Raw genomic sequence first — 17,105 nt, 5'->3', positions numbered from 1 at the left:
GGCGTTAGCCGATTCAACGTTCCGATTGAGATCCCTGTAGATAGTTTTAGAACTTTTTTAAGATAAATGCACCTTAATTTACCTTGATTTGTGATTGATACTGCAATTTCAAACTGATTTCGTTTTTTTTCAATTAATGAATAAAATATGCATGTTTTATATAATCTTTTAACTTCATGGTGTTATGGTATTTGTGGTGGGTGTTTTTATTCGTTCCATTTAAGGGTTTGATTCGAGTTCTAATTACTTTAATTGTTCGGTAAGGGATCGTTTTTAGGATTATGATTACGCGGATGATTAAAATGAATGGCGAAAGTTTATTTCTAAAAGTAACAGACAGCGGTCATTATTATCGACTTCGTCTGAAAGATATGTCCTGATACGCAGGGCAGCCAGCAAGGTGCATTCAGAAAAGCGAGCATATCTGCAGGATCGGTCTGCCTCACAGGGTGTCTCAACGTGGAGAAAAGCGATGTATCAATTTTTTGTCGATCAGAAACAAAATTTGGTAAATGAAGCGATTGACGGGGCGCTGATGTCGTCTCCGTACCCGAATCTGGCCCGCCTGGCGCTGGGTCCGCAGACCCGGGTGGTGGTGCGGCGTGACTGGGACAAATCACAGGTAGCGCTGATTTCCGGCGGTGGGTCGGGGCATGAGCCGGCGCACATCGGTTTTGTCGGCAAGGGGATGTTAACCGCGGCGGTGTGTGGCGATATCTTTGCCTCACCGAGCGTCGATGCGGTGCTGCATGCCATCATCAACGTTACCGGGCCAGCCGGCTGCCTGCTGATCGTGAAAAATTACACCGGCGATCGCCTTAACTTCGGCCTGGCGGCGGAAAAGGCCCGTCTGCTGGGTTATGAGGTCGCGATGGTCATCGTGCGCGATGATATTGCGCTGGCGGATAACCCGCAGCCGCGCGGTATCGCCGGTACCGCGCTGGTACACAAAGTGGCGGGCTTTGCCGCAGAGCAGGGGCGGGCCTTAAGCGACGTGACGGCAGCGGCGCAGCGGGCGATTGAGGCTACCGCTTCAATCGGCCTCGCCTTCAGCCCATGCCACGTGCCGGGCGAAGTGCGTGACGACCGCGTGCCGCCCGGCCACAGCGAGCTGGGAATGGGCATTCACGGCGAGCCGGGGGCCTCCACGCTGGCAACGCAGAACAGCCGCAGGATCGTCGACGAACTGAGCCAGCGCCTGCAGCGCGTCAGCGGGGACGGGCCGCTGGCACTGCTGGTCAACAATCTCGGCGGTTTTTCCCAGCTGGAGATGGCGGTTTTGACCCGCGAGGTGCTGCGCTCCACGCTGGGCAAACGGGTCACGCTGCTGGTCGGGCCGGCCACGCTGGTCAGCGCGCTGGATATGAAAGGCTTCTCGCTGTCGGTGTTACGGCTGGATCCTGTGCGTGACGCGGCGCTGCGGGCGTCGGTGGAGGCGGCAGGCTGGCCCGGGGTGAGTATCCCGCAACCGCCGGTGACGCTAGCGGCGGAGCCGATCGCCACGCAGACGTCGTTTACCCCGTCAGAGAATGCCGGCGCGGCCGCCGTGCTGACCACCGTCTGCCAGACCCTGATCGGCCTGGAGAGCGAGCTGAACCAGCTGGATGCGCGGGTTGGCGATGGTGATACCGGCTCGACCTTCGCGGCCGGCAGCCGCGCGCTGCTGCACGCCTGTGAAGCGCGACAGCTGCCGCTGGATAACCCTGCGGCGCTGTTGAGCGTGGTAGGCGAACAGCTGGCGGCGGTGATGGGCGGCTCCAGTGGGGTGCTGCTATCGATCCTGTTTACCGCCGCCGGTCAGCGCCTGCAGCAGGGGGATCCGCTGCCTGAGGCGCTGACCGCGGGGCTGGAGCGGCTGCAGCACTACGGTGGCGCACGGGTCGGCGACCGTACCATGATTGATGCGCTGGCACCGGCTTTTGCCGCGCTGCTGGCGGGTGAAGGGTTGTCAGTCGCCGCCGCCGCCGCGAAAGAGGGGGCGGACAGCACCAGCCGGATGCAGAAAGCGGGCGCGGGCCGCGCGTCTTACCTCAACGCGCAGAGCCTTGACGGGGTGAAAGATCCCGGTGCCTGGGCCGTACAGCAGGTGTTTGCCGCGCTGGCCTCGCGGTAAGCGTGGCCGCGCGCGGTTAGCCAGCCGCCAGCCCTGGCGGCGGTCCGGCCAGCGCCTGCTCGAAACCGCGCAGGCGCTTATAGATCGACATCAGCTCAACCAGCGTGGTCCACGAGGTGATCAGATACTGAAACGCGCCGCGAACCTGATCGAACACGTTGGTAATCTGATTCAGCAGCCCCAGCGTCATGCCGCCGGCGACGATGGCGGGGAACAGCACCAGCAGGCCGAACACCGCGTCCAGCTGCAGATAGAAGATGCGCGCAATATTGAAATAGAGATAGTGGAAATAGAGGCGGAAGTAGTTTTTTCGTACCTGCAGGAACATCTGCCGCACGGTGGGCGGCGCGGCGCGGGTGGGGTCATCTTCGCCGTAAACCAGTTCTTTACGGTAGGCGGCTTCCACCCGCTGATTACGGAACGACAGCCCCGGCAGCTTGATGCCGATCGTGGCCAGTAACCCGGTGCCCAGCAGTGACCAGAGCACGGCGGCGATCACCAGCGCATAGGGGATGCTGCCGAGCAGCGGCACGCTTTTTACGTGGGCCGACAGCGCCACCAGCACCGGCAGAAAGGCGATCAGCGTCATCAGAGCGGTAATCAGGCTGCCGCCCATCTCTTCTACCGTGGCGGCGAAGCGCATGGTGTCCTCCTGTACGCGCTGGGCGGCCCCCTCAATGCCGCGCAGCTGCGGCCAGTGCGTCATATAGTAGTCATTCATTGCGGTGCGCCAGCGAAATACGTAATGGCTGATCAGAAACAGGTTCAGCACGTCTATCAGCACCGCCAGCAGCGCAATACTGAGAAAATCCAGCAGCTGGACGTACAGCGTGCCAGTCTGCACGCTGCCGGGTTTGTCCAGCGCGCTCTGAATCAGGTTATAAAACGGGCCGTACCAGCTGTTAATCGCCACGCCGACCTGCACCGAAAACCAGGTGAAGAAAATAATCATTGCGGTGCCGATGACCGACCAGCGCTGCCACGGGTGCGGGCTGAGGCAGAACCAGGCCGCGCTGAACAGACCGACCACCAGCAGATAGTAGCCGTCAAAGGCCAGCGAGGTGGGGGCGATAAAACGCAGCGCGTTATCGGGCAGCTGTCCGGGCGGCACCGGAGAGAAAAACATCAGATGCGTAAACAGCCGACTGGCAAACGTGAACCACAGCAGGATAGCCAGTGCGCTCCAGGCCACGGCGCTGATGAAAAGCAGGCCGGGCCGCGGGAAAAAGGATTTAAACATCGCAACTCCTGAATTTTTTAATTTTATAGCCTGAATGTCGGTAAATAATCTCGCTACGGTTGTATCCGTTCATGTCTGCAGGAAATCTGTGTAACTGGCCACGGGCAGGTTGCCCGGCGACCTCAGGGCATTTTTTTGGAAATGTCGTGGCGCGGGTTTTGACTTCTGCTTCCCTGAGGTAAGCATTGATGTCGCGCCACTGAATATTTTTTAAGCAATGCCGATACTGTTGAAATGAACCAGGATGGGTAAGTGGAATTATCTTGGACAGGCAGCGATTTTCAGTTTATACCCGAACCCTGGAACAAGACTGTAACCGACATCATCGCCGCTTTCGCAGGGAAGCCCCGGTGACATTTTGCGCCCGTCAGAGGCGTTTTTCAGCCGGCCGCGTTTTGCAGCAATAAAATACCGCCGGTGACCAGGTAACACTAAAAATGAAAGATGATTCAGATGTCATGTACCGCATGCTGGTACAAAGCGTGGTGGATTACGCCATTTATATGCTGAAGCCGGATGGCGTGGTCGCCAACTGGAACGCCGGCGCTCAGCGCGCCAAGGGATATACCCCGGAAGAGATCATCGGTAAAAACTTCAGCTGCTTCTACAGCGCAGAAGATCGCGAGAAGGGCGTGCCGCAGAACGGGCTGAATATCGCACGCGAAACCGGTCGTTACGACACCAAAGGCTGGCGCTACCGTAAGGACGGCACCGCGTTCTGGGCGCACGTGGTGATCGATGCGATTCGCAACGATGAGGGGCTGCTGCTCGGCTTTGCCAAAGTGACCCGTGACTACACCGAGCTGCGCGAATACGAGCAGCAGATGCAGCAGGCGCGTGAGCTGGCGGAGCGTAACGGCGAGAAGATGGCGGCGCTTTCCACCTTCCTGGATACCATCGTCTCCAATATTCCCTCCTGCGTAATCGTTGAAGACGCGGTATCACGCGAAATCCTGCTGATCAACAGCAAAGCCGAGCAGCTGCTCGGCGGCTCCGAGCGTGATTTTGTCGGTAAGAAGCTGGCAGAATGCATGACGGAAGAAATGAGCGAATACTTTATGCAGCTCTCTGACGCGGTGCAGCGTAAACAGGGGATGCAGCGCAACGAGCGTCTGCTGGCCAGTCCGCTGGGCGACCGTATTATCAGCGCCAGCGCCTCGGTTATTCGCGGTAACGACGAACACCGTAACTACGTGCTGCTGATCGCCGACGATGTCACCGATCAACGGGCGGCCGATGCGCGTATCCACCATATGGCGCACCACGACAACCTGACCAGCCTGCCGAACCGCGTACTGTTCAGCCAGCGGCTGACCGAGGCGCTGCGCGAGGATCGCGATGCCCGGCGCGTCACCGCCACCCTGTGCCTCGATCTCGACAACTTTAAAAACGTTAACGATGCGCTGGGGCACCAGGTCGGCGACGATCTGCTGCGTACGGTGGCAGCCAGGCTGCGCGGCGTGCTGCGCGAGCAGGATACGCTGGCGCGCAACGGCGGTGACGAGTTCGCCATCGTGCTGCCTGGCCTGCGCGGTGGCGAAGAGGCCGAGCTGGTCGCCGGCCGGCTGATTGACGTGATCCGCCCGCCGTTCAGCGTGGACGGCCATGCGCTGTCGGTGGGGCTGAGCATCGGTATCTCCCTTGCCGAGCGTGGAACCAGTTCGCCGGATCAGCAGCTGCGCTGTGCCGATATGGCGCTGTACGAAGCTAAACGTAACGGCCGAAACCGTTTTGAACACTTTACCCATCAGATGGGTGAACAGGCCGAGAAGCGCCGCCTGATTGAGAACGATCTGCGCGAGGCGATCACCCGGCGTCAGCTTAAGCTCTACTATCAGCCAATCACCAACAACCAGCACTGCGAGATCGTCGGTTATGAGGCGCTGATGCGCTGGCATCACCCTGAGAAGGGGATGATTATGCCGATGGACTTTATCCCGATTGCCGAGGAGACCGGGCTGATCCACAGCCTGGGTGCCTATGCGCTGCATGAAGCCTGCCGCGAAGCGGCCGGCTGGGCGGGCGGGCAGAGCGTGGCGGTCAACCTGTCGCCGCTGCAGTTTAAAAACAGCGCGCTGGTCTCGGTGGTGGAGGCCGCGCTGCGCGATTCCGGGCTGGCACCGGAGCGGCTGGAGGTGGAGATCACCGAGTCGGTGCTGCTGGATAACAACTCGGTGAATATTGAGACGCTGCAGAAGCTGAAAGCGCTGGGCGTGCGCATCGCGCTGGATGATTTTGGCACCGGCTACTCGTCCCTCAGCTACCTGCGATCCTTCCCGTTCGACAAAATCAAAATCGATAAATCCTTTATCAGCGATATGAAGGACAGCCGCGAGGCGCTGGCGATTATCCGCGCTATCACCGGCATGAGCCGTAGCCTGGATATTCAGATCACCGCCGAAGGGGTGGAGAGCAACGAGCAGTTTGAACGGCTGAAAGAAGAGGGCTGTACGCTGTTCCAGGGCTACTACTTTGGCCGCCCGCAGCCGTCTGAGACGCGGCTGGAGGCGTTCACGCCGGGGTGAGTGCCGGCCGGCAGAAAAGCGCGGCTAAAATCTACCTTCTCCAGTGAGTACCCACTGCCTCTGCGTGCTGTCCGGTTAACGGTGCGCCAGGCTGAGCCCCTTTAACTCACCGCTGATAAAAGATGCGCAGATGAAAATTTGCGCATCTTTTGTACGTCATTATCTGGAATTTTCTGTAAATTAAGTTTCCGTATCGTTCCCCGCCTGAAGTGGTCAGACGCGAACTTTGGGCGGCTTGAAATATGTCATGCCTGTTACTCAGGCCTGTTACTGACAAAGGGAGAAACGAGATGGAAGAGTTAAACAAACGCGTGGAGCAGCTTGAAAAGGATACGCATAAAATCAGCGTAGATTTGGCAACGCTGACCGAACGCTCCAAAAATTTTGCCACGACGGCTTCGGTGGATGCGCTGGTTGCGCGTTGCGATAGCTTTGTCACTAAGGCGGAGTTCAACGGCAAGCTGCATGATTTTGAAGTGCGACTGAACGATCGTCTGGATCGGATGGACAACCGGATGAACGAACGGTTCGCAAAGATGGATGATCGGCACATGGCGATGATCAGCCGTTTAGATTCCAGAATCAACGCCACAGAATCAAGGATCAACGCCGTCGATTCCAAAATCTTCTGGGGGATTTTCTTACCGGGCATGACCGCCGCGATTGGCTGGTTTATCCGCACCGCCGTCATGACCTGAATGGCCGTGGGTAACCGATCAACCCGGATGCGCGGTGCCGCCACTTGCGGATGCTGTGCAGAATCAGCACTGACAAAGGGAGAAACGAGATGGATGAATTAAATAAACGTATTGAGCAGCTTGAAAAGGATACGCATCAAATCCGGCTGGATGTGACGGCGCTAACCGAGCGCTCCAAAAATTTTGCCACCACCGCTTCGGTGGAAAAGCTGATTGAGCGTTGTGATACGTTTGCCACTAAAGCCTCGGTGGAAAAGCTGATTGAGCGTTGTGATACGTTTGTCACCAAAGCCGAATTCACCGGCACACTGCATGCTTTTGAAGTTCGGCTTAATGAACGCTTAGATAACATGGATAGCCGGCATCAGGCGATGATTGAGAAACTGAATTCGCGTATCAACTCCAGCGACTCGAAGGTTTTTTGGGGCATTTTCCTGCCGATGATGACCGCAGCGATAACCTGGTTTGTTAAAACTGCAGTGCTGCAGGTCTGACACCTCACCTAAACGAGTAGCAGAAGCCCAGCCCGATGCCGACGAGGAAGCGGTAGCCCGTCAGAGTGCGGGCTTGTTAATGAATTTGTGCCTTTTTGTTTCAATCCCCTCACTTTCTGCGCGGGTTACTGTTACACTCTGCAAAATTGTTACCGGTAACAAAAAAGTGGCGTCTACAATAAAACCCTACGGCCCGTAGCACTATTCACCCGCGTTAACCCATTTTTCACGCCTGCAGCCGCCGGCGTCTGATAAGGCAATGTGATGTCAGAGCAAAAAACAGGAAGCACCCGCAGAGATTTTCTGCTGCGGACCATCAGCATCGCGCCGGCGATGGCGATCGGTTCCGGCCTCGGCTCGCTGGCCGTGGCCCCGGCCGCAGCCAGCGCCGCTGAAACGCCCCAGGCCACCGGCCCGCAGCAGGCCCGTGATTACCAGCCGACCTGGTTTACCTCGGAAGAGTTTGCCTTTATCCGCGCGGCGGTCGCCCGGCTGATCCCGGCGGACGATCGTGGCCCCGGCGCGCTGGAGGCCGGCGTGCCGGAGTATATCGATCGGCAGATGAACACCCCGTACGCCACCGGTGCCAACTGGTATATGCAGGGCCCGTTCCACCCGGATGCCGATAAAGCGCTGGGCTACCAGCTGCCGCTGGTCCCACGTGACATCTATCGTCTCGGGCTCGCTGATGCTGACGCACTGGCAAAACAGCAGCACGGCAAAGTGTTTGCACAGCTGAATGCGGAACAGCAGGACGCTTTCCTGCAGGCGCTGGAATCCGGCAACGCGACGCTGCCGCAGCTGCCGGCGAAAACCTTCTTCTCTTTCCTGCTGCAGAACACCCGCGAAGGCTTCTTCAGCGACCCGATCCACGGCGGTAATCAGGGGCTGGTGGGCTGGAAGCTGATCAACTTCCCGGGCGCGCGCGCCGACTTTATGGACTGGGTGGAACGCGGTGAGCGCTATACGCTGCCGCCGGTGGGGATTCGCGGGGAGAGATCGTAAGCATGGCAAACGTACTGAAAAAAGTGGACGCGGTGATCGTTGGTTTCGGCTGGGCCGGATCGATCATGGCGAAAGAGCTGACCGAAGCCGGTCTTAACGTGGTGGCGCTGGAGCGCGGCCCACATCGTGATACCTATCCTGACGGTGCCTATCCGCAGGTGATTGACGAGCTGACCTACAACATCCGCAAAAAGCTGTTCCAGGATCTGTCGAAAAGCACCGTGACCATCCGGCATAACGCGGCGCAGACCGCACAGCCCTACCGTCAGCTGGCGGCGTTTCTGCCGGGCACCGGCACCGGCGGCGCGGGGCTGCACTGGTCCGGCGTCCACTTCCGCGTCGACCCGATCGAGTTGCGGATGCGCAGCCACTACGAAGAGCGCTACGGCAAAAACTTTATTCCGGAAGGGATGACCATCCAGGACTTCGGCGTCAGCTATGACGAGCTGGAGCCGTTCTTTGACCAGGCGGAAAAGGTGTTTGGCACCTCCGGCTCGGCGTGGAGCGTGAAGGGTAAGGTGGTCGGTCAGGGCGGCAAAGGTAACCCGTTTGCCCCGGACCGCTCGGCGGACTTCCCGCTGCCGGCACAGAAGCGCACCTACTCGGCGCAGCTGTTTGCACAGGCGGCCGAAAGCATCGGCTATCATCCCTACGATCTGCCGTCGGCCAACACCTCCGGCCCGTACACCAATACCTACGGCGCGCAGATGGGGCCGTGCAACTTCTGCGGTTACTGCAGCGGCTACGCCTGCTATATGTATTCGAAGGCATCACCGAACGTTAACGTGCTGCCCGCGCTGCGCCAGGAGGCGAAGTTCGAGCTGCGTAACAACGCCTACGTGCTGCGGGTAAACCTTACCGACGATAAGAAACGTGCCACCGGCGTGACCTACGTCGATGGCCTCGGGCGTGAACAGGAGCAGCCGGCCGATCTGGTGATCCTCTCCGCCTTCCAGTTCCATAACGTGCACCTGATGCTGCTTTCCGGCATCGGCAAACCTTACGATCCGGTGACCAATGAAGGCACCATCGGGCGTAACTTCGCCTACCAGAACATCTCCACCATCAAAGCGTTCTTTGATAAAGACGTGTTTACCAACAACTTTATTGGTGCCGGCGGCGCGGGCGTTGGCGTTGATGACTTTAACGCCGATAACTTCGACCACGCGCAGTACGGCTTTGTCGGTGGATCGCCGATGTGGGTCAACCAGGCGGGCGTGAAGCCGATCTCCGGCCTGCCGACCCCGCCGGGCACGCCGAACTGGGGCAGCCAGTGGAAGGCGGCGGTGGCCGATCGCTACACCCATCACGTGTCGATGGATGCTCACGGCGCGCACCAGTCGTACCGCAGTAACTACCTCGATCTCGATCCGAACTACAGGAACGTTTACGGCCAGCCGCTGCTGCGTATGACCTTCGACTGGCAGGAAAACGACATCAAAATGTCGCAGTTTATGCACGGGCGCATGCACAAAATTGCCGAAGCAATGAATCCGCAGCTGATCAGCGGCGCGCCGAAAATGCCGGGTACCCACTTTGATACCACCGTGTATCAGACCACCCATATGAACGGCGGTGCGATTATGGGTGAAGACCCGAAAACCAGCGCGCTGAACCGCTATCTGCAGAGCTGGGACGTGCCGAACGTGTTTGTGCCGGGCGCTTCCGCCTTCCCGCAGGGGCTGGGTTATAACCCGACCGGGATGGTGGCCGCGCTGACCTACTGGTCGGCGAAGGCGATTCGCGAGCAGTATCTGAAAAACCCCGGCCCGCTGGTACAGGCATAAGGACACGCAGATGAAAAAGATGATTTCAGGCCTGCTGCTGGGCATGGCGGCGTTGGGCGCATCCGCAGCGACCGCCAACACAGCGGCAGCAGATAACGCGACCGCACAGGCGGCGGGCGAGGAGAGCGGCGCGGCGCTGATCCGGCGCGGTGAGTACCTGGCACGCGCCGGTGACTGCGTGGCCTGCCACACTCAGGCGGGCGGTCAGCCGTTTGCCGGCGGGCTGCCGATGGCGACGCCGATCGGTACCATTTACTCCACCAATATCACCCCGGATAAGCAGAGCGGGATCGGCGACTACAGCTACGACGACTTCCAGAAAGCGGTGCGTCACGGCGTGGCGAAGAACGGCGACACGCTCTACCCGGCGATGCCGTATCCGTCCTACGCGGTGGTCAGCGACGAGGATATGCAGGCGCTGTACGCGTACTTTATGCACGGCGTGCAGCCGGTGGCACAGGCGAACCGGGAAAGCGATATTCCCTGGCCGCTGTCGATGCGCTGGCCGCTGGCTGTCTGGCGCGGCGTATTTGCCCCGGACGTGAAGGCCTTCCGGCCATTACCGGGGCAGGATGCGACGCTGGCGCGCGGCCAGTATCTGGTGGAGGGGCTGGGCCACTGCGGCGCCTGCCATACGCCGCGCAGCATCACCATGCAGGAGAAGGCGCTGAACGACCATCAGGGCAGCGACTTCCTCTCCGGCAGCAGTGCGCCGATCGACGGCTGGACCGCCAGCAACCTCAGAGGCGACGGCCGTGACGGGCTGGGTCGCTGGAGCGAAGACGATCTCGCGCAGTTCCTGCGCTACGGCCGCAACGACCATACTGCGGTATTTGGCGGCATGACCGACGTGGTGCAGCACAGCCTGCAGTATCTGACCGCGGACGATATCACGGCGATTGCCCGTTATCTGAAGTCGCTGGGGGCGAAAGACCCGAATCAGGCCGGTTTTGCCCCGGATGACAGGGTGGCGAAGGCGCTGTGGCAAGGGGATGACGGTAAAACAGGGGCGGCGGCCTACGTGGACAGCTGCGCTGCCTGCCATAAGACCGACGGCAGCGGCTATCAGCGCTTCTTCCCGGCGCTGCGCGGTAACCCGGTGGTGCTGGCTGAGGATCCGACCTCGCTGATCCATATCGTGCTGACCGGCGCACAGCTGCCGGGCGTGCAGGGTGCTCCGTCGACCATCACCATGCCGGCCTTCGGCTGGCGGCTGAACGACCAGCAGGTGGCGGACGTGGTCAACTTTATCCGCACCAGCTGGGGCAATACCGCGAAATCAACCGTTTCCGCCCGCGACGTGGCGAAACTGCGCAAGGATGAAACGGTGGCCGGGCGCCAGGGTAACGCCGACGTGGAGAAGCTGACGCCGTAACAACAGCCATTCAGGGGCCGGATGATCACCGGCCCTTAAAAAGCGTTAAACCAACACTTTTTTAAGTGGTGTGACGAAATCAACACCCATGGCAGCGGCGTAGCCGATAAGGGTATCAATGGTCGGCGATGCCCTGCCTTTCTCCAGTTTGCTGATAGCCTGACGGCTGACGCCCACGGACTTTGCAATGTCGTTCTGAGTCAGATTACGGTTTTTACGCATATCAACAAACTGTGCCATCAGTTCCTGTCTTTTCAGCACCACCGCGTAAGCTTTAGCCGTTTCTTCGTCTTGCAGTAGTTCTGTCCGAACGTCATCCCATGCGTGTAAATCGTGGCTTTCTTTCATTGATTTCTGCTCCGGTCGCACTGACGATTTTGTATTTGGCGCACGGCTATAAAGTCTTGCCAGCGCTTCAACCCCTTGTGCTTGTTTGTCACGGGCGTGGCATTGCTCTTTTTGGCAAAGATATGGGTGATGATGTATTTACTTTCATGGTAGTGAAAATAAAAGCCTCTCAACCAGTGGCTGGGTGACTGTGTTTTCAGTTCGTACATATCGCCCTGAATCTTCTCAACGTCCGGTATACCTGAAGCGGGACCGTACTTTTCGAAAGTCTCAATGGCTGCGATAAACTCTGCTCTGTTAGCGGGATTCAGGTCGAAAAGCTCTTTTCTCGCCGCTGCCAGTAACATCACCGGGTAGCGTTTTGCTGTTTTTTTATTCTCTTTTCCTTGTGTCATTTTGTCAACCTTAAGGTTTACTTTATGTGGATCACAAGGCCGAAAACTACCATCAGCAGGGGGGGCAATGAGGTGCATGTAATGCGCTATTTAGCATTAGGGGCCGGTTGACCACCGGCCCCGTTTTGTCACTGACCGTAATAGGCGGACGCCCCGTGCTTGCGCAGATAGTGTTTATCCAGCAGCACCTGCTGCATCGACCCGATCCCCGGCGTCAGCTGGCGTGAGAACAGGTTCATATAGGCTATCTCTTCCAGTACCACCGCGTTATGTACCGCATTGTCTGCGCTGCTGCCCCAGGCGAACGGGCCGTGGGCGTTGACCAGCACCGCCGGGATCGCCGTCGGGCTGATCCCGCGGCGGTGGAAGGTGTCGATAATCACTTCGCCGGTGTTGTGCTCGTAGTCGCTGGCGATCTCCTGCGGCGTCATCAGCCTGGTGCAGGGGATCGCGCCGTAGAAGTAGTCGGCGTGGGTGGTGCCCCAGGCGGGCAGATCCAGCCCGGCCTGCGCCCAGATGGTGGCGTGGCGCGAGTGGGTGTGCACGATGCCACCGATATCGGCAAAGGCGCGGTACAGCGCCAGGTGAGTGGCGGTATCCGAAGAGGGCTTTTTGCTGCCCTCGACGACCCGGCCGCTCTCCACATCGACCACCACGATATCGTCCACCATCATGCCCTCATAGTCGACGCCGGACGGCTTAATCGCCACCCGGCCGCTGGTGCGATCGATGGCGCTGACGTTGCCCCAGGTAAAGGTCACCAGCCGGTGGCGCGGCAGCGCCAGATTGGCCTCCAGGACCTGCTGTTTCAGCGAAGATAAGCTCATTGTAATCCTCCTTCCTGCATTTTCTGTTCAATCCAGCGCCGTGCCTGCACGATCTCGGCCACCGGCTCTTCGGCTTTTTCGGTCCACATCTCAATCAGAAACGCGCCGCGATAGTTAAGCTGCTTCAGCGTGCGGAACACGCCAACGAAATCGACGCAGCCCTCACCAAAGGGCACGTCGCGGAACTGCCCCGGCGAACGGTCGGTGACCGGCTGGGTGTCCTTCAGGTGGATGGCGGCGATGCGATCAATGCCCAGCGCCAGCTCCGCGGCGACGTCGTTGCCCCAGGCGCTGAGGTTGCCGACGTCGGGGTAGACCGTGAACCACGGCGAGGCCTGCTGCTGGTCCCACTGTTTCCACTTGCTGATGGCGTTCATAAATTCAGTGTCCATAATCTCTACCGCCAGCATCACCTGGGCGGCGGCGGCGCGATCCACCGCCCAGGCGATGCCCTCGGCGAAACGTGCCACCGTACCTTCGTCGCGCGGTTCGTAGTAGACGTCATAGCCGGCCAGCTGAATGGTGCGGATACCGACATCCTTCGCCAGCTGAATCGCCTGCTCCATCAGCGTATAGGCCTGCTGGCGCACCGCCGGATCGCGGCTGCCGAACGGGAAGCGGCGGTGGCCGGAGAGGCACATCGAGGGCACGGTGACGCCGGTTTCCAGCATCGCGTTGACCAGCGACAGCCGCTGCTCGCGGCTCCACTGCAGCCGCGCCAGCCGGATGTCCGTTTCGTCCACCGACATCTCAACAAAATCAAAGCCGCAGGCCTTCGCCAGCGCCAGCCGTTCCGGCCAGCTGAGGTTGGCGGGCAGCGCTTTTTCATAAATTCCCAGTGGGTGCTGGCGCATTATTTTTTCCCCCAGATGGCGTCAATCGCCTGATGAAATTCCGCCGCCACGGCCACGCCGTGCGGGCCGTCGGTCAGCGCGCGTCCGGCGATAAACGCCTTCACGTTAATCTGTGCAAACTGCGGCAGGTCGGCGGGGGTGATGCCGCCGGTCACCGACAGGGCGAAGCCGAGATCGGAGAGCGCCTTCATCGCATCCAGATCCTGTGGCCCCCACTGCTGGCCGCTGGCCTGGGCATCGCGTCCGCGGTGGTAAATCGCCTGGCGCAGCCCGAGACGCCGCCATTCGCGGGCGTCGTCCAGCGTCCAGTGGCCGAACAGCTCGATCTGGATCTCGCCGCCGTGCGCCTCGGCCACCTGCTGTGCGCTGGCAAAGGTGGCCAGCGGCGCGGCGCAGATCACCGTCATCCAGCTGGCCCCGGCCTGAAACGCCAGTGCGGCCAGCGTGCTGCCGGCGTCGGCAACCTTAAAGTCGGCGACCAGCGTTTTTTCGGGCAGCAGTTCGCGTAGCGCGCGCACCGCGGCAGCGCCTTCGCTCAGGCACAGCAGGGTGCCAGCTTCCACGATATCCACATGGGCATGCAGCCGCCGGGCGGCGTCCAGCGCCTGCTCCAGCCGGGTGTGATCCAGCGCCAGCTGCAGCTGTGGCAAGGGGTGACGGTTCATGGTGTGGTTTCCTGTTCCACGGCGGTCAGTGCCGCCACCAGCCGCTGATAGCGCTGATATTTTTGTTGGTAGAGCCGATGGCGTTCCGCATCCGGCTGATAACAGACGACTTCCGGTGCCAGAGTCTGCTGTGCGGCCAGCAGCGACGGATACGCCCCGGTGCCGGTCATCGCCACCAGCGCCGCGCCCAGGCAGCCGCTCTCCTCAATCTGCGGGATCTCCACCGGCAGGCCGCTGATATCGGCGAACATCTGCATCCAGCAGGCGGAGCGGGTCGGTCCGCCGCTGAGGCGCAGGGCCGTGACGCGCGGGAAGCGCTGGCGGATGCGGTTGAGGTGAGTCAGATGGGCGAACACCACCCCCTCGTAGATCGCCTGTAACAGATGGCCGCGCTGGTGTGCAGCCTGCAGGCCGTAGAAACTGGCGTGCAGATTGCCCCCGGCGTTATTGCCGTACAGGAAGGGGACAAACAGCAGCGAGCTGGCCGCCGGTGGCAGTTCCGCCACCCACTGATTAAGGCGCGGGTAGTCGTTCAGCCCCCACTGCTGGCAGAACCACTCGAGGTTGGCGGCGGAGGTCGGACTGGCCTCGTGAATAATGTACTGGCCGTCGATGGCGTAGCGGCCGTAAACAAACGGGTAGTCGACCTCATCGCTCAGGCGGTCGGTGATGCCGCTGGTCACCGACCAGGTGCCCATCACCGCGTTGATACGGGTGTCGTCATCCAGCCCGGCGCACAGCGCGGTGGAGACCACGTCAAACAGCCCGCCGACCACCGGCGTACCCGGCTTAAGCCCGCACAGCGCGGCGGCCCCGGCCGTCACCGTACCCGCCACGGCAGCAGAGCCGATAATCGCTGGCAGGGCCGGCAGGATCTCTACAATTCCCAGCCGCTGTGCCAGCGCGGGCGAAAAGTCGCCCTGCTGCATATCGTACAGGTTGGATTCGGAGATATTGGTCTCTTCACAGGCCAGCTCGCCGGTCAGGCGGTAGCGCAGGTAGTCGTGCGCCATCAGCACGCTGCCAATGGCGGCATAACGCTGCGGTTCATGCAGTTTCACCCAGCGCAGCAGCGACACCGGGTGGCCGGTCCACAGCGTCTGGCGGGTGACCGGGTAGAGCGCGGCGGGCACCCCGTCGCGCTGCCACTGCTGCACCAGCGCCAGCGCCCGGCGGTCGGAGGAGAGGATGCCGTTGCCGAGCGGCTCGCCCTGCTTATCCAGCAGAAACAGCCCTTTACCCTGTGCGGAGATGCCCACCCCGGCCACCTGCGCGGCGTCCAGCCCGCTGTTCTCCAGCACCTGACGGATTACCGTCGCCGCCTGTTGCCACAGCTGGTGCAGGTCGCGCTCGGCGCGGCCCGGTTCCGGCACCAGCACCGGCAGGCTCTGCCGGGCGACCGCCAGCTCGCGGCCCTGTGCGTTATACAGCCCGGCCTTAATAAAGGTGCCGCCGCAGTCAAGCCCTAACCAGTAGCTCATACCACCGCCTTACGTGCGTTATCGCAGCGGGCTGGCAGGGTCAGCGCCAGCAGCGAGGCCAGCGCCAGCGAGACCGCCAGGCTGTAAACGCCGGCATCCTTGCTGTATTCGGCGATCAGTACGCCAACCATATAGGGGCCGCAGAAACCGCCAAGGTTGCCCAGCGCGTTAATCACCCCGCGCGCGCCGCCGGCCACTTCGGCGTTAAACAGCCGCGGCGGAATACTCCAGAACACCCCGGCCGCCGACTGAATAAACACCCCGCAGCCGACCAGCGCGGCGTAGGACCACCAGATATGCGCCTTCAGCACCACCGACAGCGCCATGCACAGCGCAAAGCCGGCCAGCGGCAGCGTTACGAACAGCCTGCGGCGGCCGCTGGCGTCCGACAGGCTGGAGAACAGAAACATGCCGAAAATAGCCCCGACGTAAGGCAGGATCGCCAGCCAGCCGACCTGGGCAATATTGCCGTGGGTCAGCTCTTTCAGGATGGTCGGCAGCCACAGCGTGTAGCCGTAGATACCGGTCTGATAGAAGAAGTTGACCATAATCAGCCGCCACATCACCGGTTCGCGCATCACCTGGCGCAGCGAGGCTTTGCGGGTGTTCTGGCCTTTGATCTGCAGCTGTTCGTCGTGCAGCGTTTTAATCAGATACTGCTTCTCGGCGGCGGAGATCCACTTCGCCTCCTGCGGACGGTTGCTGATGGTAAAGTGCCACAGCGCCATCACCACCAGCGACATGCCCCCCTCAACGAAGAACAGCATGCGCCAGTCCCAGCCGGTGATGATCCAGCCGGAGAGCGGGGCGGTGAGGATGCCGGCGATCGGCACGAACATGATCACGATGGCGTTGGCGCGGCCGCGCTCGGCGTCCGGGAACCAGTTGCCGATCATGGTCAGCACCACCGGCAGCATGCCGCCCTCGGAGACGCCGAGCGCAAAGCGCAGCGCCAGCAGCTGATAATGGTTGCTGGCAAAGCCGGTCAGCACCGAGATCACCGCCCAGGCCAGCAGCGACCAGCCGATAAAGCGCTTGCCGTTGCCGTACACCGCCAGCCTGCCGCCGGGCACCTGCAGAAACAGGTAGCCGATAAAGAAGATGCCGCCGGCCAGGCCGGCCATCGAGGCGCTGATGCCGAGGTCGGCATCCATACCGCCGGGCATGGCGAAGGCGATATTCACCCGGTCCATATAGGAGATGATGCAGGTGATCAGGATCGGCGGCACGATGCGCAGCCAGCGCATCGCCGGGACCGCGTCGCGGGTGTCAGTGGTGGAGGTCAGACTCATAGCGAT

15 protein-coding genes are annotated in these 17,105 nt (G+C 60.6%); 7 read left to right on the top strand and 8 right to left on the bottom strand.

Translation table 11 applies throughout. The annotated features are described in order from the left end of the window. Window positions 1–472: 472 nt before the first annotated feature. Entirely contained in the window at window positions 473–2,113 is a 1,641-nt protein-coding gene (locus GKQ23_RS21720; protein ID WP_212409414.1) for a dihydroxyacetone kinase subunit DhaK, read from the top strand. A 16-nt stretch (window positions 2,114–2,129) separates the two neighbouring features. On the opposite strand, the gene sbmA is transcribed toward GKQ23_RS21720, so the two are convergent. Further along, window positions 2,130–3,353: a peptide antibiotic transporter SbmA gene (gene sbmA, locus GKQ23_RS21715; protein WP_212409413.1), complete on the bottom strand. Its 1,224-nt coding sequence runs from the start codon at window positions 3,351–3,353 to the stop codon at window positions 2,130–2,132. A 437-nt stretch (window positions 3,354–3,790) separates the two neighbouring features. Here sbmA and GKQ23_RS21710 point away from each other — a divergent pair, with 437 nt between their 5' ends. The 6 genes from GKQ23_RS21710 to GKQ23_RS21685 all read left to right on the top strand — a co-directional run bounded on the left by GKQ23_RS21710 (window position 3,791) and on the right by GKQ23_RS21685 (window position 11,237). Continuing rightward, window positions 3,791–5,878: an EAL domain-containing protein gene (locus tag GKQ23_RS21710; RefSeq protein WP_056235203.1), complete on the top strand. Its 2,088-nt coding sequence runs from the start codon at window positions 3,791–3,793 to the stop codon at window positions 5,876–5,878. A gap of 290 nt (window positions 5,879–6,168) precedes the next feature. Further along, the gene (locus tag GKQ23_RS21705) at window positions 6,169–6,576 is read left to right on the top strand and encodes a hypothetical protein (RefSeq protein ID WP_212409412.1); all 408 of its coding nucleotides are present in this window, start codon (window positions 6,169–6,171) and stop codon (window positions 6,574–6,576) included. A gap of 89 nt (window positions 6,577–6,665) precedes the next feature. Continuing rightward, on the top strand, window positions 6,666–7,070 hold the full coding sequence (locus GKQ23_RS21700) for a hypothetical protein (protein ID WP_212409411.1): 405 nt from the start codon (window positions 6,666–6,668) through the stop codon (window positions 7,068–7,070). Window positions 7,071–7,334: 264 nt separating this feature from the next. Next, window positions 7,335–8,075 (top strand): gluconate 2-dehydrogenase subunit 3 family protein, encoded by a 741-nt coding sequence (locus tag GKQ23_RS21695; protein WP_212409410.1) that lies wholly within the window; start codon window positions 7,335–7,337, stop codon window positions 8,073–8,075. A 2-nt stretch (window positions 8,076–8,077) separates the two neighbouring features. Then, window positions 8,078–9,862, top strand: coding sequence for a GMC family oxidoreductase (locus tag GKQ23_RS21690; RefSeq protein ID WP_056235212.1), 1,785 nt, complete (start codon window positions 8,078–8,080; stop codon window positions 9,860–9,862). A gap of 10 nt (window positions 9,863–9,872) precedes the next feature. Beyond that, the gene (locus GKQ23_RS21685) at window positions 9,873–11,237 is read left to right on the top strand and encodes a cytochrome c (protein ID WP_212409409.1); all 1,365 of its coding nucleotides are present in this window, start codon (window positions 9,873–9,875) and stop codon (window positions 11,235–11,237) included. A gap of 45 nt (window positions 11,238–11,282) precedes the next feature. On the opposite strand, the gene GKQ23_RS21680 is transcribed toward GKQ23_RS21685, so the two are convergent. The 7 genes from GKQ23_RS21680 to GKQ23_RS21650 all read right to left on the bottom strand — a co-directional run bounded on the left by GKQ23_RS21680 (window position 11,283) and on the right by GKQ23_RS21650 (window position 17,099). After that, on the bottom strand, window positions 11,283–11,585 hold the full coding sequence (locus tag GKQ23_RS21680; RefSeq protein WP_056235216.1) for a helix-turn-helix transcriptional regulator: 303 nt from the start codon (window positions 11,583–11,585) through the stop codon (window positions 11,283–11,285). Next, on the bottom strand, window positions 11,582–11,980 hold the full coding sequence (locus GKQ23_RS21675; RefSeq protein WP_212409408.1) for a type II toxin-antitoxin system RelE/ParE family toxin: 399 nt from the start codon (window positions 11,978–11,980) through the stop codon (window positions 11,582–11,584). Before GKQ23_RS21675 ends, GKQ23_RS21680 begins: the two co-directional genes overlap by 4 nt. A gap of 128 nt (window positions 11,981–12,108) precedes the next feature. Further along, the gene (araD, locus tag GKQ23_RS21670; RefSeq protein WP_212409407.1) at window positions 12,109–12,807 is read right to left on the bottom strand and encodes an L-ribulose-5-phosphate 4-epimerase; all 699 of its coding nucleotides are present in this window, start codon (window positions 12,805–12,807) and stop codon (window positions 12,109–12,111) included. Then, a complete protein-coding gene (locus tag GKQ23_RS21665) occupies window positions 12,804–13,661 on the bottom strand; it encodes an L-ribulose-5-phosphate 3-epimerase (RefSeq protein WP_056236359.1) in 858 nt (285 codons plus the stop codon). The genes araD and GKQ23_RS21665 overlap by 4 nt, the downstream gene beginning before the upstream one ends. Beyond that, a complete protein-coding gene (ulaD, locus tag GKQ23_RS21660) occupies window positions 13,661–14,326 on the bottom strand; it encodes a 3-keto-L-gulonate-6-phosphate decarboxylase UlaD (protein WP_056235223.1) in 666 nt (221 codons plus the stop codon). The genes GKQ23_RS21665 and ulaD overlap by 1 nt, the downstream gene beginning before the upstream one ends. Continuing rightward, window positions 14,323–15,807: an FGGY-family carbohydrate kinase gene (locus tag GKQ23_RS21655; RefSeq protein ID WP_212409406.1), complete on the bottom strand. Its 1,485-nt coding sequence runs from the start codon at window positions 15,805–15,807 to the stop codon at window positions 14,323–14,325. Before GKQ23_RS21655 ends, ulaD begins: the two co-directional genes overlap by 4 nt. Next, window positions 15,804–17,099, bottom strand: coding sequence for an MFS transporter (locus GKQ23_RS21650; protein WP_056235228.1), 1,296 nt, complete (start codon window positions 17,097–17,099; stop codon window positions 15,804–15,806). The genes GKQ23_RS21655 and GKQ23_RS21650 overlap by 4 nt, the downstream gene beginning before the upstream one ends. Window positions 17,100–17,105 lie beyond the last annotated feature (6 nt).

The organism is Erwinia sp. E602 (assembly GCF_018141005.1).
Classification (GTDB): domain Bacteria; phylum Pseudomonadota; class Gammaproteobacteria; order Enterobacterales; family Enterobacteriaceae; genus Erwinia.
The sequence above is the reverse complement of the archived record's forward strand: the minus strand, read 5'-3'. Positions and strand labels throughout refer to the sequence as shown.